Here is a 14,720-nt window from a genome sequence, read left to right as displayed (position 1 = left end):
TGAGGATCAACGGATCGAAAGCTTGCAATATGAAACCGTCAAAAACAGATACATCTCAAACTGAACTTTTTAGAGAACGCCTGTCCAATCAGTTAAACCCGCAAGAGCCATTGTTTATTCTCGCGGGGCAAATCAACTGGTCATTATTTGAAGAATCCTTTGGCGCAGAATTTACAGATGGTCCTGGCCAACCTCCCAAGCCCATTCGATTAATGTTAGGGCTCATGATGTTGCAACACATGAATGCTTTGTCGGATGAAGAGGTTGTGAAGCAGTGGGTTCAGAGCCCTTACTGGCAATACTTTTGTGGCTTTGATTATTTTCAGTGGAAGATACCTGCCGATGGGAGCTCCATGACAAGGTGGAGAAAACGCATTGGGAAAGAAGGTTTAGAAAAGATTTTAGCACAAACCATCGTTGTCGCTTTAAGAACTGAAACCGTATCGTCAAAGGGTTTGCAAACCGTGAACTATAGCCATTACGGTTATTTTCCTGTGAGCTTTTACCGTGCTTGGCATATCCAAGATGGTGTCCAAGCTCGCCTTCGAGCGCCTTTTCGATGAGGGCTTTTTTGAGGTCGAGGAAGACGTTTTTCTCATTGAGGATATCGGCAGGATTGCCAATTAATTCGAGAAGTTCGTCAAGAGTTTCAGGTCTGATTTTGTGTGTTTTTGACATGTGTGTTGTCCTTGTGTGTTAGGGTTGTGGGGCATGGATATGATGCATAACTCTTACGAGTTCTGCACATACCCACACCCCCTTCATCAACTCCCATTTACACAAACTTTCTGACAGAACCGAGGTCAATGGTGTCTTATTCGTAGACCACTTCCCCCCCCCCCCCCCCCTCAAGGGGGAAATTTTGGTTCAGCGCGCACTTAATCCAAGAACTCTGAATATTGAAAGAGGATATGAGTTTTCATAAACTAAAGGTCTTAATCACGACCTTCCCTTATCTCGGAGCCTACTCCCAGCCAGGACATATATTATCGCCCGCACCTGATAACGTATTTGCTTTTTTCGGCTGATTATTTACATTTATATTTTTCGTGCATTTGTCAAGATAATCCTGTTCATTGGGATAAATTGAGCATGGAAAACCAGCACAACTAACAGTTATTTTTTGGCTTTTATCAGGCCAAGTTCCGGCTGACTTATCATAATAAGTACAGTAAGCGGTGCCACTCGCACACGATATCGCCAATACAGGACTACTCAAGCCCAGAGAAAACAGTAAGCCCAAGAAGAATACGGCCTGCTCTTTTCCAAATTCAGGAATTCTAATTTGAACTTTCGCAATCGCGCTATTTATCACCTCAGTGAAAACGAGAATCCACAAATACATTGTAGTAACTCCTATCTCTCTCCAAATGCCCGATTGAGACCTTTAATAATAGGTTTCAAGAGGAATTTCATAATGGTGTGCTCGCCCGTGACGATGTTCACCTCACCATTTTCTCCAGGAATGATAGGGAGATCTTTTCCTTCATGGGTCAAATGATTAGTTTTGGTGCGTAAATTAACACGATAATAACTTTGAGGTGGATTTGTTGTTTTATCCTCAAGTGTATCTGCGCTGATATCCACGACTTCAGCATCAAGCCCTCCGTAAATGGAGTAATCATAAGCGGAAACTTTGAAAATGGCTTTCATCCCAGGACGAATGAAGGCGACATCTGTCGGTGCCACTTTTGTTTCCACCAAAAGGGTATCTTCAGCAGGCTCAACTTCAATTAAATCTTGCCCCGATTGAATGGCAGAACCAATAGTTTTGACTTTAATATCTTTAACGATACCTTTCAAAGGCGCTTTTATTTCGGTTCGCGAAAGTTTGTTTTCAGCCGTTTTCATTCGACTTTGTGCATCCGCGAGTTTTGCTTCAATGTCTTGAAGTTTATCGGCATCTTGCACTTTGAATTCATATCCAATTTGTTCTTTTTTATTTTCAGCTTCTAAGAGGGCTGCTTTGAGTTTAGGGATGTCAATTTCAGCAGTTTGAACTTTGCCTTCAGTTTCTTGAATATCACGTTTGAGCCTTAAAACATCGCGTTTACTGATGAGCTCCTCTTTCACAAGAGGTGTAACAAGATCAAGTTCTTCCTTTAAAAGACCAAGCGTTTCTTTGCCATGATCAATTTGCGATTGAGCCTCAGCGATTTCTTGTTGCTTTTGGGCAATTTGATCATCCGCAATTTCAATTTGATTTTTAAGTTGATGCAAACGCTCGTGATAATCAGACATTTCTTGCGCAGCAATTTCTGGGGCTTGCTTTGTAACGACTTCGGGAACCACAAAATCTTTGCCTTCAATTTGGGCCTTAAGCCGGGCTTGAGCTGCAATATAGTTCAAATATTGTGTATGACTTCCTTCATATTCAGCGCCAACTATGGTTTTATCAATACTGATCATAACGTCTCCTGGATTAACTAATTGTCCTTCCTTAACATGAATCTCGTGAATAATGCCACTTTCAAGCGTGTCGATGATTTGTGTTTCTTGTGAAGCAATAACCTTACCTTGTCCGCGTGTGACTTCATTCATGGAAAAAAATGAGGCCCAGAAAATAAAAAATATGACAAATCCTCCAATCATCCACAGCATAATTTTAGAGAATCGTGAGGCCAATTTTTTAGTATCGCGGACTTTTTCTGGCACATAATCAAGCTCAAGAGGGTCTTTTTGTTCGAATGTCATTATGCTTGTGCTCCTTGAGAAATCTGTCCTTGGGCAAGGGCTTGTAATACTTGATCCTTAGGACCATCCGCGACAACACCCCCGCGATCAATCACAATAATGCGATCAACAAGTGCTAAAAGAGGGGGCCTGTGGGTGATAATGATCAATGTTTTGGACTCTGTATGTTGCTTGAGCTGTTGGATAAAATTCATTTCTGAACCTGAATCCATCATGGCAGTGGGTTCATCAAAAAGATAAATAGATGCTTTGCTGGTGAGCGCTCTTGCACAGGCAATGGTTTGTCGTTGCCCCCCGGAAAGACCACTTCCGCCTTCACCAAGGCGCATGCCATAACCGTGGGGATGTTTGCGAATAAAATCATGGGCACCCACCATTTGTGACGCTTTTAAAATTTCTTCATCCGATAATGACAGACCACCCATAGAGATATTATCTTTGATCGTTCCATAAAAAAGGAAAATATCTTGAGGGATGTAGGAGATATTATTTCTTAAATCGACAGGATCAATTTGACGCAAATCAATTCCATCAATCAGAACATTGCCTTCATAAGGGGGGTAAAATCCCATCACTAATTTTTCAATTGTTGATTTTCCAGAACCAATCCTTCCCACAAGCGCCACTTTTTCACCCGCCTTAATTTTAAAGCTCAGGTTATTTAACGCATAGGTTTCTTCCTCAGGATAAGCAAATGCCACATTTTTAAATTCAACTGCCCCTTCAATATGAGGCTTACTTAAAAACTGATGTCCTTTGGGACGATCTACAGGCAAATTAACAATCGTATTGAGCTTTTTAAGGGCTGCTTTTGATTGATTGATACGTGTCATAAGCCCCACAAGTTGGCTAATGGGTGTCATGGCACGACCAGCCAAGATCACGCATGCAACAAGCGCCCCCATTGTCATATTATGGGCGGCAATTTCATAAGCCCCCACAATCACAATACCCATATTGTTCAAATTTTGAGCAAGGAGTGCAAAGTTTACGGCCTTGGCATTAAGTAGTTTTGATTTGAGTCCGGTTTCTGCATTTTCTTGTAAAAAGCTTTCCCATTGGCGTTGGAGTTTTCCTTCAGCCCCTAAACCTTTTATAGTTTCAACACCTTGAACCGCTTCAATTAAAAGTGCATGCCGAACCCCCATTTGTTTGAGATTCAGTTGAGTTGTTGTCTCTAAGGGTTTTTGAAGGAAATAAGTTACGGCAACAACTGTAGGAATCACAACAAAAGGCACTGCCACAACCATGCCACCAATCACCCAAATGACACCCAAGAAAATAAATAAAAATGGCAGATCTGCCAAAGCCAAAAGCGTTGCTGATGACATAAATTCTCGTAAGCTTTCAAACTCACGAAGTTCATTGACAAGCATTCCTGCAGAAGGGGGGCGCTTATCCATGCGAATCCCCATAAGCCTATCAAAGAGCATGCTTGAGAGAAGAATGTCCGCGTTTTTACCCGCGGTGTCGACGAAATATCCACGGAGTCCCCTTAATATAAAATCGAAAATAAAGACGACAACAATTCCACTAACCAAAACCCACAACGTTTCAAAAGCCGCGTGAGGAATCACACGATCATAAACAGTTAGGGTGAAAATCGTTCCGGCCAATGTAAAAAGATTTATGAAAATGGAAGCAAAAATAGCTTGAGAATAAAGAGGCCAGAAGTGAGAAAGCGTTCCCCAAAACCAATGTTTTTTAAAAAGCTGTTTTTGATCTTGAAGTTCTGGTCTCATCTGAGGACGCGGTGCAATTGCAATAAACTGTCCCGAGTAATCTCGCTCCAACTCTTCTTTTTGGATAAATTGAGGGGATTCAGACTCAGAAGGAATGACTGCTGAAATTTCATCATCCTTCACATTCAAAACAATTGCAGCTTTTTCACCTAAAATGAGAATAAATGGAATCTTGCTTTTGAGAACATCTTCTAAGGGCGCTTCATGAACGGTGGCTGAAAGATAAGCTCTTGCAGCTGCTTTGGAAAAAAGTTCAAGCGTGAGCTTGCCATCCACCAAAGGAAGACCTGAGGAAAGGGCTGCGCGTGAGGAAGGCCTCTCATAATGTTGGGAAAGATACAGAAGGCAATCCAGGAGATCGTCGTTGACTTGGGGGACTGAAGGAGGCTCTGACTCTTGTGAAAAGAGTTTCATAAAATCCACAAACGCTGATTTAATTGAGTTCCACACGGATTTGCCTCTGGATCATTATTGTTTTTTTCATTAAGTTATCATAAATCATAACTAATTAAAAATCTATTAAGGGGGTATGTTGAAAAATAATTTTTTGTGGGGGACATCTTTTCTCGTTTTATGTTCTCAGCCACTTTTAGGAATTTCCCTTGAAGAGGCTATCCAAAAAGCCCTTGAAGCCAATCCTAACATTTTAGCTGATCAGTTTGCACAATCCTCAGCTAAAGAAGGCATTGGTGTGGCAAGGTCTACATTATTTCCTTCTTTAGATGTGCAAAATCGTGGTGGATATGATTATGTCCATACAAAATCTAAGAGTGCTTTTCCTTATTCTATTTCAGCTCATGCACACACAAGCCGCCGGGTTAACAACGCCTCTGTTACTTTAAGTCAAATCATTTTTGATGGTTTTGATACACTCTATAAAATTCGGGAATCGGAATCTGGATTTGAACAAGCCACACAACAACTAGGCCTTACACAAGAACAAGTGGCTTTTGACGTTTGCCGTGTATTTTATACAATTCAAGGAGAAGATGACCTCATCCGCATTTCTCAAGACAGTATCAAAAAACATAAAGAAATTTTGGACATGGTGAAAAAGCGCGTTAAGGGGGGAATTGGAACGCGTGCTGATGTAGAACAGGTCGAGTCCCGTCTTAAGGATGCAGAAGTTGCTTTAATAAGCAGTCAAGCTGAAAAAGATAAATCCATTGCGGAATTTATTTCTCTTGTGGGAGTATTTCCAGACAAACTGGTTGAAACACCACTTCCTTTAGATGAAATTCCTGCGGCTCTAGATGAAATTCTTGAAGAAGTCTCTCACCAAAATCCTTCCGTTAAAGTTGCGCTCAAGCAAATGGATGTGGCAAGTGCTCAATACGAAAGATCAAAAGCTCCTTTTTATCCATCGATCACTTTTCAGTCCTCCGCTTCAGAGAATATCAATCCAAGCGGTCAGCGATCAAAAAATGGTGATGTCACAGCTGTCGGAATTGTCAGTTACAATATTTTCAGCGGAGGAAAAAATATTTCTGAAAAACGTGCACAACAGGAACATCTTTCAGAAGTCAAACAAAAGGTTGCCGCCGCAAGGTGGGCCACAGAAAAGGACACGCGTTTAGCTTGGACAGATTGGAAAAGCTCAAAAGAGCGTATCCTCGAGCTCAACAAAGCGATTAATATCAATAAAAAGCTTTCGGACGATTATACCATTCAATTCCGCTTAGTGGATCGAAATCTTCTTGATATTTTAGACGCTTATAATGATTACTATCGCTCTCAGGCCGCCAAGGCCAACTCTGTTGCACAAGAAAAAATAAATGCAGCGCGCCTTCTATTTAACATTTCAGCCTTGGTAAAAGCGCCTGATACAGAATAATTAGAATTTTTGCAATTATTCTCAATTTGTGTGAAACTATACGAAAATTAAAAAAGCATTGAGGTCACATGTTAAAAGTCTCAGTCACTGGATCTACGGGCCGTATGGGTCGCATGATCATGCACGAAGTTCTAAAGCGGCCGAATCGATTTCATTTAACTTCAGCGGTGGTGCGCAGAGGAAGTCATTTGATAGGTGATGATATCTCCACACTTCTGGAGCTTTCAAAATTGGACATTGCCTTTGAGGATCATCCCGAAAAAGCTTTTAAAGACACAGATGTCGTAATTGATTTCAGTCAACACCAAGCTTCCCTTCAATATATCGCAGCCGCCCAACAAACTCAAAAACCCATCCTTGTGGGAACTACTGGTTTTTCCTCTGAGGAAAAAAATCTGATTATTAATGCTTCTGCTAAAATTCCAATTTTGCTCGCACCCAATACAAGTCTGGGCATTGCAATCATGAACAAATTGGTTTTTGAAACCGCAAAAGCTTTAGGCCCTGATTATGATGTTGAGATTGTCGACATTCATCACAATCTTAAAAAAGACGCCCCTTCCGGAACGGCCTTGAGTTTGGCAGAGTCCGTTGAAAAATCGGGCACGCATTTTGTGTCCCGTGATCATACAAAATCCTGTGAAAGAGAAAAAGGCGCGGTGGGGTTTGCAATCGTGCGTGCAGGATCTATTGTAGGTCAACACGATGTTATTTTTGCAGGCTCCAAAGAAAGTCTCACCATTTCTCACCAAGCTTTTGATCGAACACTTTTTGCCGATGGAGCTTTAAAAGCTGCAGAATGGCTCAAGGGTAAAAAAGCAGGTCTTTATACGATGAAAGACGTTATTGGTCTTTCATGACGCTTGCGGCCAAAAGACTTTTGACGCCTGTCGAAATTGAAGAATTCCTCAAAGCCCTTCAAAATGAAAATCCTCATCCTCAAGGTGAGCTCTACTGGACAAATACCTATACACTTCTTGTGGCTGTCACACTTTCTGCGCAAGCGACAGACAAAGGGGTGAACAAAGCAACTGCCCCTCTTTTTGAAGCCGCCGACACCCCTCAAAAAATGCTCTATTTAGGAGAAGACGGACTTAAATCTTATATCAAAACCATCGGTCTTTTCCCTTCAAAGGCAAAAAATATTATGGCTGCAGCTGAGATCTTGGTAGAAAAATATAATGGCCAAGTTCCCCGCACGCGGGAGGAATTAGTGACACTTCCCGGAGTGGGGCGAAAAACCGCAAATGTCGTTTTAAATGTTGCTTTTGGAGAGCCCACAATTGCCGTGGACACTCATCTTTTCCGCATCTCCAATCGCACAGGGCTCGCTTTTGGAAAGAACCCTGAAGTCGTTGAGAAAGAATTACTCAAACGTATCCCTCAAACTTACATTCATGATGCCCATCACTGGCTGATTCTTTTAGGACGATATGTTTGCAAAGCTAGAAAACCTGAGTGTTATCGTTGTGTTGTGAATGACATTTGTCAGTATCCTGAAAAAACAACTGCATAAGGAATTCTCTGATGACGATCCACACCGAACTCGATGTCTTAGGCGTTGGCAATGCCATCGTCGATATTCTCTGTCATGTCCGCGAAAATGTCATTGAGCATTTGGGGCTTGAAAAAAATGCAATGACCTTAATTGATTTAAAAGAAGCGGATCGGCTTTATCCGCACATGACATCTTCCATTGAATGCTCGGGCGGCTCTTGTGCAAATACGATGGCAGCCATTGCCGCGTTGAGCGGAAATGCCGCTTATGTTGGTCGTGTTCGAAATGACCAATTTGGAAAAGTCTTTTCCCATGATTTGATTTCTCTAGGTGTTGAATATTCAACACCTTTCGCGCAAGAGGGGGCAGAAACAGGACGTTGTCTGATTTTTGTCACCCCCGATTCAAGGCGCACAATGCAGACTTATCTTGGAAGTTGCATTGAATTATCCCCTGAAGATTTGGATCCTGATCAAATCATGCGCGCCAAAATTACTTACATTGAAGGGTACACCTGGGATTCTACTACAGCGCAAAAAACAAGTATCTTGGCCGCCACAATCGCCAAACAAGCTGGAAAGAAGGTCGCTCTCACCCTTTCCGATCATTTTTTAGTTAAAAGACATCAAGACAGTTATAAATCTTTTATTAAGAACTATTGTGATATCGTTTTTGCAAATGAAAATGAAGCAAGGTCTTTGGCGGGAACTGACAATACAAACAGTGCGTTAGAGACTCTTCAAGGAATGGCTGAAATCGTGATTGTCACATTTAATGAAAAAGGGTCTATCATTTTAACCCCAACCGCGCGTATACCTATTTCTGCTGAACCCGTTTTAAATGTTATTGACTCCACGGGCGCAGGTGATTTTTATGCTGCAGGATTCCTTTTTGGACTTGCCCATAAGTATTCGCTTCAAAACTGTGGAGATCTCGCGAGCCAATGTGCGGCAAGCGTTATTCAACATTTAGGAGCCCGTCCAGAGGAAAATTTATTATCACTTATAGCGTAGATAGAAAATCATGACAAACATTCGTAACCTTGCCATTATTGCCCACGTTGACCACGGAAAAACCACACTTGTGGACGTGATGTTGCGCCAATCGGGAACCTTCCGTGATAACCAGAACATTGCAGAACGGGTTATGGATTCAAACGCCCTTGAAAAAGAGCGCGGGATTACCATTCTTGCCAAATGCACATCCGTGGATTGGAATGGTCACAGGCTCAATATTGTCGACACACCTGGTCACGCTGACTTTGGCGGTGAGGTGGAGCGTATTCTCTCCATGGTCGATGGTGTGATTCTTTTGGTGGATGCCTCTGAAGGCCCCATGCCGCAAACAAAGTTTGTCGTTGCCAAAGCGCTGAAACTGGGTCTCAAGCCCATTGTGGTTGTAAACAAAGCAGATAAGTCTGATGCCCGCGTTGACGAAGTTCATGAAGAAGTTTTTGATCTTTTCGTAGCTCTTGAAGCTAATCATGAGCAACTCGATTTCCCAACCCTTTATGCTTCCGCGCGAGAAGGATGGGCTGTTCATGATATGAAAGATCCTCATGAAACATTAACACCCCTTTTTGAAACCGTATTAAAGCACGTGCCCGTGGCCAAGGGAGATCCAAAAGCGCCGTTTTCCATGCTCGTCAGTTTGATCGAATCGGATCCTTATTTGGGTCGTGTTCTTACAGGTCGCATTTATTCAGGTACCGCCAAAATCAACTCGACAGTTAAAGCTTTGAGTCAAAGTAGCTCTCAAATTGAACAAACGCGCCTGACAAAACTTTTGTCATTCCGTGGACTTGATCGGATTCCTGTGGAAGAAGCCAAAGCGGGCGATATCGTGGCCATTGCGGGATTCTCAGAAGCCACTGTTGCCGATACGCTTTGCGCCCTTGAAGTGGATATGCCCTTAAAAGCCACCCCCATTGATCCTCCAACACTTTCCATGCGTTTTTCCGTTAACGATTCGCCTTTGGCTGGGCGAGAAGGCACAAAAGTGACCTCCCGTATGATTCGTGATCGTTTGATGAATGAAGCTGAAGGCAACGTCTCCATTCGCATTACGGAATCCGAAAATAAAGAGTCTTTTGATGTGGCCGGACGGGGAGAACTTCAACTGGGCGTTCTCATTGAAACCATGCGTCGAGAAGGATTTGAACTTTCCGTCGGTCGTCCCCGTGTCATTTTCAAAGCAGACCCTGAAACTGGCGAGCGTCTTGAACCTATTGAAGAACTTCAAATCGATGTGGATGATGAGTTCACAGGTGTTGTGGTTGAAAAAATCGGTCTTAGAAAAGGCGAGATGATCGACATGCGTCCTTCGAGCGGCGGAAAAACTCGCATTATCTTTTTAACACCTTCACGCGGTCTTATTGGATATCAAAGTGAGTTTCTTACGGATACTCGCGGAACAGGGGTTATGAGCCGACTTTTCCACGCCTATGCGCCTTATAAAGGCCCTATCGAAGGTCGCAGGAACGGAGCCCTCATTTCTAGTGCCGATGGCGTCACTGTATCTTATGCCTTATGGAACCTTGAGGATCGCGGCGCCCTTTTTGTAGGCCCCGGTGTTCAAGTTTATGAAGGCATGGTCATTGGGGAGCATTCTCGGGATAATGATCTTGAGGTCAATCCTATCAAAGGAAAGCAACTCACGAACTTCCGTGTTTCTGGAAAAGAAGAAGCCGTTCGTTTGACAACACCGCGCAGCATGACGCTTGAACAAGCCATTGCTTATATCAACGACGATGAAGTCATCGAAGTCACTCCCAAAAACATTCGTTTGCGGAAATTGCTTCTAGATCCCAATGCGCGCAAAAGAGCCAGCAAAGCTGAAGGATGACTAAGTTAAGATTTTGCATTGATGCTAAAAAATTTAAAATAAAAAATGAAGGGAGACTGTTATGAAGAAGATCATTCTTGTAAAATCAATATTTTTGTTGATGCTTATGGGGTGGGAATGTGGATTAAATGCTAAAGTCAATGTGAATCAGTCTAAGGTTAAAGGATTCCCTTGTTTGCCTGGGGTACACGCTCAACCTATAAAAATTTCATGTCAGTCAGATGGAACATATCCAGATACAGTCTCTCTTACTTATTACCCTAATGATAATCTTCCATGGTGTGTAACTCAGAAGTGCGTATGTCCGTCTATAGAATACCCTGACAATCAAGTTAGCTATATTTGTGATGAAAATCCGCGTTGCACAAATGGTCAGAGCGTTGATGTGGAAGGATGTCGTTGGGACGTGGGTCGTAAAAGATAAGTCCATACTTTAATTGAAAAAACATTTAGCTTAAACCATTTGTCAGTATGAATGTTTAAGGTTTTGTGAAGTCGTCTTTTTCCATTCAAGCAGTATATGGACAGCCGCCTCGAAAAAATGCGATAGTACGCTTCAGGAATTTCACAAGGAATGAAGGCATGCTGGGCATAAAGGTTTTGACATGGCTCAAGGGCGAGCGCGTGGGGGAAGATGTTTTTGGAAACGTGTATTATAAAATGCGTGGATCAGTTTCTCCCAAAGATCGCCGATGGGTCATTTACAAAGGGCTTCCAGAAGCTTCCAAAGTGCCCGCAGAATGGCACGGATGGCTTCATCATATGACAAACGATCTTCCCTCCTTGCAGGATCAAAAAACATGGCCCTGGCAGCGCGAACATCTTCCCAATTTAACGGGGACTCTCCTGACTTATCGCCCTCCTGGACATACACTCAAAGGTGGGAACCGTGATGCGGCCGTAGGTGATTATACACCGTGGAAGCCCGAATGAAAGGACCTGCAATGCGCGCCAATTTAATTGAAGTCGTGATGGGGGCTGTTGTTTTGGTCGTCGCTATAGTGTTTATCGCTTTTGCCTATTCCTCAAGCCAACTTCAGCCCGTTCAAGGCTACAACATCACCGCCAAGTTTGATCGCATTGATGGCCTTATCCGGGGAAGTGATATTAAAATGAGTGGGGTCAAAATCGGCACCGTCACCGATGTGATTCTCGATCCCAAATCTTATCTTGCGGTTGTAACTCTGACTTTAAACCCAAACATTAAAGTACCTGTAGACACCGCCGCTGAAATTGTGGGTGATGGCCTTTTGGGAAGCAAATTCTTGGCCCTCGTTCCAGGAGGGGAAGACGATCTCATTCCCGAAGGCGGAGAGATTCAACATACGCAATCATCTATAAGCCTTGAGGCCTTGATTGGAAAGTTCATTTACAATTCTGATGCCAAGGACGAATCGAAGAAGTAATGAGACTTGTTTGTAACCGTGTAATGAGACTTGTTTGTAACCGTCATCCTGAACTCGTTTCAAGATCTCAAAAAAAGATGCTGACCAGAATAGCGGCGAAGGCCAAACAAGTTCAGCATGATATTAAAGTGATCCTCCGTTTCCTTACTTTCTTTCCGCTTCTCATTTCATCATTCACTCTTCAAGCCCAAAGTTTTGAAGATCTCTTGAATGAATTTTCCCAAGACATCGATAGCTTGGAAGATGATCTCAATGCTCCACCTCAAAACGGAGAGCCAGCCACAAAACCCAAGGAACTTCCTAAAGATTCTCTTGCTGTAGAAGCGGCAGCAGCGAATCCAGACGAAGAATTTGTTTCTGGGAAAATGGCAGAGACCAGCGGGATTACATTACAAGGCCTTGATAAACAAACGGCCCGCGTTTACATCATCGATGCACCTATTGGAAAAGCAATTGAATTTGGAACGTTGAACGTTTTGGTCTACCGCTGTCTTCAATCCTCCCCCGAAGACCAACCGGAATCTAAAGCCTTTGTTGTGATTTCAGAAAACAAAACGGATACGAATCAAATCCTTTTTTCAGGGTGGATGTTTGCCTCCTCCCCTGCCATCTCGGCCCTCGATCATCCCGTTTATGACGTTTGGGTCAAAGGATGCAAGACGATAAATTCTCAAAAAGATTAACTCAAAATTAATAATAAATTAACTTATTAAGTCAAAAATAGTCTCTCATTGTTAAAGCTCAACCCAGGAGGCAAAAATGAAATTCGGAGGTTTTTTATCCAGCATGGCACTAGGGGCACTACTTGCGATTTCCTCAACAGCCTATGGCATGAGCAATGGTGAGGAGGAGAAAAAAACTTCCTCCACGCCCCAAAAGAAATCCGAGGAGAAAACGTCTTCTGGAGCCACTTACACCTGGGGAAATTGGTTGACCAATAAGTATTTTGAGTGGACATCTAACACTACATATGAGAAGCAAAAATTTCCAGATATTAAGCCCTCAGATATCATAAAACATATGCAAACTGGAACAACTCTTGTGGATGCCAAAAAAATCTCATTTCCCTTTACAACAGGATCTTCCGTCAAAGCATCTGATTATTACAAGGGTGACGTTCATTTAGATGAGATTGATTATGGAACGTATACAGTGCCTTTTATCGATACTGAAAAAGGATTTGATCCCCACGCCACCTATATTTCGCTTACGAAGGATATCTATCCTAGTACGTTTATAAAAGAATCTTTCATTGAAGCCAAATGTGACAACACCATGTGCAAAGGCGACCTCTTAAAGGGAAAAGATACAAAAACACGTCTTATTTATGTTTTTCATAACGAAAAACAAAACAAGTATTTGCGCCTTGTTTTAAGACGGGAGCAGTCAGAATAAGCTCCATAAAAAAAGCCCCGGATCATGCTATTCTGGGGCAATTTTTAGATCACAACATGCCCCGTTAGGAAAACAGCGTGTCCAATTGTCCCTGAGCCTCAAGCGCATAAAGCTCCTCACACCCACCCACATGATAGTCTCCGATAAAAATCTGAGGTACGGTTTTGCGTCCTCCTGCTTTTTCGATCATTGCTTCTCGGAGATCCCAATCTCGAGAGATATCAATTTCTTCAAAAAGAATTCCTTTTTGAGTCAACAAAGCCTTGGTACGCACACAATAGGAGCAGACTTTTGCCGTATAAACAAGCACGGGCTTCATGAAAACACTCCTTTTCAACACAAGTAATGATGCTATATTTTATAAGGGTTCACAACTCTTGCCAAGGTGAGAATGCCAATTTTTCCCACCCCTCCTTTGCGTAACGTGCGTGCGGCAGATTTCAGCGTGGCGCCTGAAGTGTGGACATCATCTATGAGAAGAATATCGCGATTCTTTAAAATGAATTTTGCGCGGTTGTGAAGCGCAAAAGCACCACTTAAAATCTTTTTTCTCTCTTCCCTCCCAAAATCGCCCAAATAAGGCGTTTTTTTCTTTCTAATTAAAAGACTTGGCTGATAATCAAAGCCGCGCCTTTGAGCCAGCTTTTGCCCAATAATTGCGGATTGGTTATACATGCGTTTTAAAAGTCGCGTCCAATGGAGAGGAAAGGGAATCACAAGGGGGCTCTTGAGTTGGGGATAAATGTCCTGCCCTGTGCGGTCCAACCAGTCCATTAAAAGATTTGTGCCATGAAGAGCATCTCCATGCTTGAATTTCAAAATAAGGGGCTTGGATCCTTCATCATAAACAAAAGTGGCGCGGGCGATATCATAAGGCGGATGCTTTTGGATACAATATCCACAGAGTGCCTCTTCTGAAACTTCATACGCAAAAGGATATCCGCAACACGCACACAAAGGGGAGGCTATGAAATTAAGCTTTTTCCAACAATCTGGACATAACTGAGAAACCTCTTCAATGACATCTCCGCATGCATAACATTTGGGAGGAAGCAAGAAGTTAAGGATGGCATTCAGAATTTGAGTTTTTGAGATTTTCATTTTGAAATTGTACGCAAAAGAAGAAATAATGAAACATAAAAATCGGTGAGAAAACTGAATTGAAAAACGCCACATTCAAGAATGAAGTGCAACAGCGTATAAATTTTCCTTAAAGGCCTCGAGGGACGTGAGCTCCAATGATATTTTTTGGAGCATGGGAAATTTTTAATATTTTTCACCTTTGTATTCAAAATCTTAGATGTGTA

Annotated in this window: 16 protein-coding genes; 11 read left to right on the top strand and 5 right to left on the bottom strand. The window is 42.5% G+C overall.

The annotated features are described in order from the left end of the window. Positions 1-29: 29 nt before the first annotated feature. Positions 30-563, top strand: a complete 534-nt coding sequence (locus Bealeia2_RS08440) for a transposase (RefSeq protein ID WP_414437874.1) — start codon at positions 30-32, stop codon at positions 561-563. 401 nt (positions 564-964) lie between these two features. On the opposite strand, the gene Bealeia2_RS08435 is transcribed toward Bealeia2_RS08440, so the two are convergent. From Bealeia2_RS08435 to Bealeia2_RS08425, 3 genes are read right to left on the bottom strand one after another with little or no spacing between them, the layout of a single operon-like run. Next, positions 965-1,345: a hypothetical protein gene (locus Bealeia2_RS08435; protein WP_331256611.1), complete on the bottom strand. Its 381-nt coding sequence runs from the start codon at positions 1,343-1,345 to the stop codon at positions 965-967. Positions 1,346-1,356: 11 nt separating this feature from the next. Beyond that, positions 1,357-2,694, bottom strand: coding sequence for an HlyD family type I secretion periplasmic adaptor subunit (locus Bealeia2_RS08430; RefSeq protein WP_331256610.1), 1,338 nt, complete (start codon positions 2,692-2,694; stop codon positions 1,357-1,359). After that, complete coding sequence (locus tag Bealeia2_RS08425) at positions 2,694-4,850, bottom strand: type I secretion system permease/ATPase (protein ID WP_331256609.1); 2,157 nt, start codon at positions 4,848-4,850, stop codon at positions 2,694-2,696. The genes Bealeia2_RS08430 and Bealeia2_RS08425 overlap by 1 nt, the downstream gene beginning before the upstream one ends. 115 nt (positions 4,851-4,965) lie before the next feature. Here Bealeia2_RS08425 and Bealeia2_RS08420 point away from each other — a divergent pair, with 115 nt between their 5' ends. From Bealeia2_RS08420 to Bealeia2_RS08375, 10 genes are all read left to right on the top strand, one after another. Continuing rightward, positions 4,966-6,270 (top strand): TolC family outer membrane protein, encoded by a 1,305-nt coding sequence (locus Bealeia2_RS08420; protein ID WP_331256608.1) that lies wholly within the window; start codon positions 4,966-4,968, stop codon positions 6,268-6,270. A gap of 68 nt (positions 6,271-6,338) precedes the next feature. Next, positions 6,339-7,130, top strand: a complete 792-nt coding sequence (gene dapB, locus Bealeia2_RS08415; protein ID WP_331256607.1) for a 4-hydroxy-tetrahydrodipicolinate reductase — start codon at positions 6,339-6,341, stop codon at positions 7,128-7,130. Continuing rightward, on the top strand, positions 7,127-7,786 hold the full coding sequence (nth, locus tag Bealeia2_RS08410) for an endonuclease III (protein ID WP_331256606.1): 660 nt from the start codon (positions 7,127-7,129) through the stop codon (positions 7,784-7,786). The genes dapB and nth overlap by 4 nt, the downstream gene beginning before the upstream one ends. 11 nt (positions 7,787-7,797) lie before the next feature. Then, a complete protein-coding gene (locus Bealeia2_RS08405) occupies positions 7,798-8,781 on the top strand; it encodes an adenosine kinase (protein WP_331256605.1) in 984 nt (327 codons plus the stop codon). Positions 8,782-8,791: 10 nt separating this feature from the next. Continuing rightward, complete coding sequence (typA, locus tag Bealeia2_RS08400; RefSeq protein ID WP_331256604.1) at positions 8,792-10,612, top strand: translational GTPase TypA; 1,821 nt, start codon at positions 8,792-8,794, stop codon at positions 10,610-10,612. Positions 10,613-10,673: 61 nt separating this feature from the next. Further along, the gene (locus tag Bealeia2_RS08395) at positions 10,674-11,036 is read left to right on the top strand and encodes a hypothetical protein (RefSeq protein WP_331256603.1); all 363 of its coding nucleotides are present in this window, start codon (positions 10,674-10,676) and stop codon (positions 11,034-11,036) included. A gap of 158 nt (positions 11,037-11,194) precedes the next feature. Further along, positions 11,195-11,545, top strand: a complete 351-nt coding sequence (locus tag Bealeia2_RS08390) for an NADH:ubiquinone oxidoreductase subunit NDUFA12 (RefSeq protein ID WP_331256602.1) — start codon at positions 11,195-11,197, stop codon at positions 11,543-11,545. Beyond that, positions 11,542-12,018: an outer membrane lipid asymmetry maintenance protein MlaD gene (gene mlaD / locus Bealeia2_RS08385; protein ID WP_331256601.1), complete on the top strand. Its 477-nt coding sequence runs from the start codon at positions 11,542-11,544 to the stop codon at positions 12,016-12,018. Before Bealeia2_RS08390 ends, mlaD begins: the two co-directional genes overlap by 4 nt. Before the next feature lie 23 nt (positions 12,019-12,041). After that, positions 12,042-12,701 carry a DUF2155 domain-containing protein gene (locus Bealeia2_RS08380; protein ID WP_331256600.1) on the top strand — a complete coding sequence of 220 codons (660 nt, stop codon included), beginning with the start codon at positions 12,042-12,044 and terminating at the stop codon, positions 12,699-12,701. Between the two features lie 76 nt (positions 12,702-12,777). Next, positions 12,778-13,413: a hypothetical protein gene (locus Bealeia2_RS08375; protein ID WP_331256599.1), complete on the top strand. Its 636-nt coding sequence runs from the start codon at positions 12,778-12,780 to the stop codon at positions 13,411-13,413. Positions 13,414-13,477: 64 nt separating this feature from the next. On the opposite strand, the gene grxC is transcribed toward Bealeia2_RS08375, so the two are convergent. Next, entirely contained in the window at positions 13,478-13,732 is a 255-nt protein-coding gene (gene grxC, locus Bealeia2_RS08370; protein WP_331256598.1) for a glutaredoxin 3, read from the bottom strand. 32 nt (positions 13,733-13,764) lie between these two features. Continuing rightward, complete coding sequence (locus tag Bealeia2_RS08365) at positions 13,765-14,514, bottom strand: ComF family protein (RefSeq protein ID WP_331256597.1); 750 nt, start codon at positions 14,512-14,514, stop codon at positions 13,765-13,767. Between the last annotated feature and the right edge of the window lie 206 nt (positions 14,515-14,720).

Origin of the sequence: Candidatus Bealeia paramacronuclearis (assembly GCF_035607555.1) — a bacterium.
Classification (GTDB): Bacteria; Pseudomonadota; Alphaproteobacteria; order UBA9655; family UBA9655; genus Bealeia; species Bealeia paramacronuclearis.
This window is presented reverse-complemented; position numbering and strand designations above follow the sequence as displayed.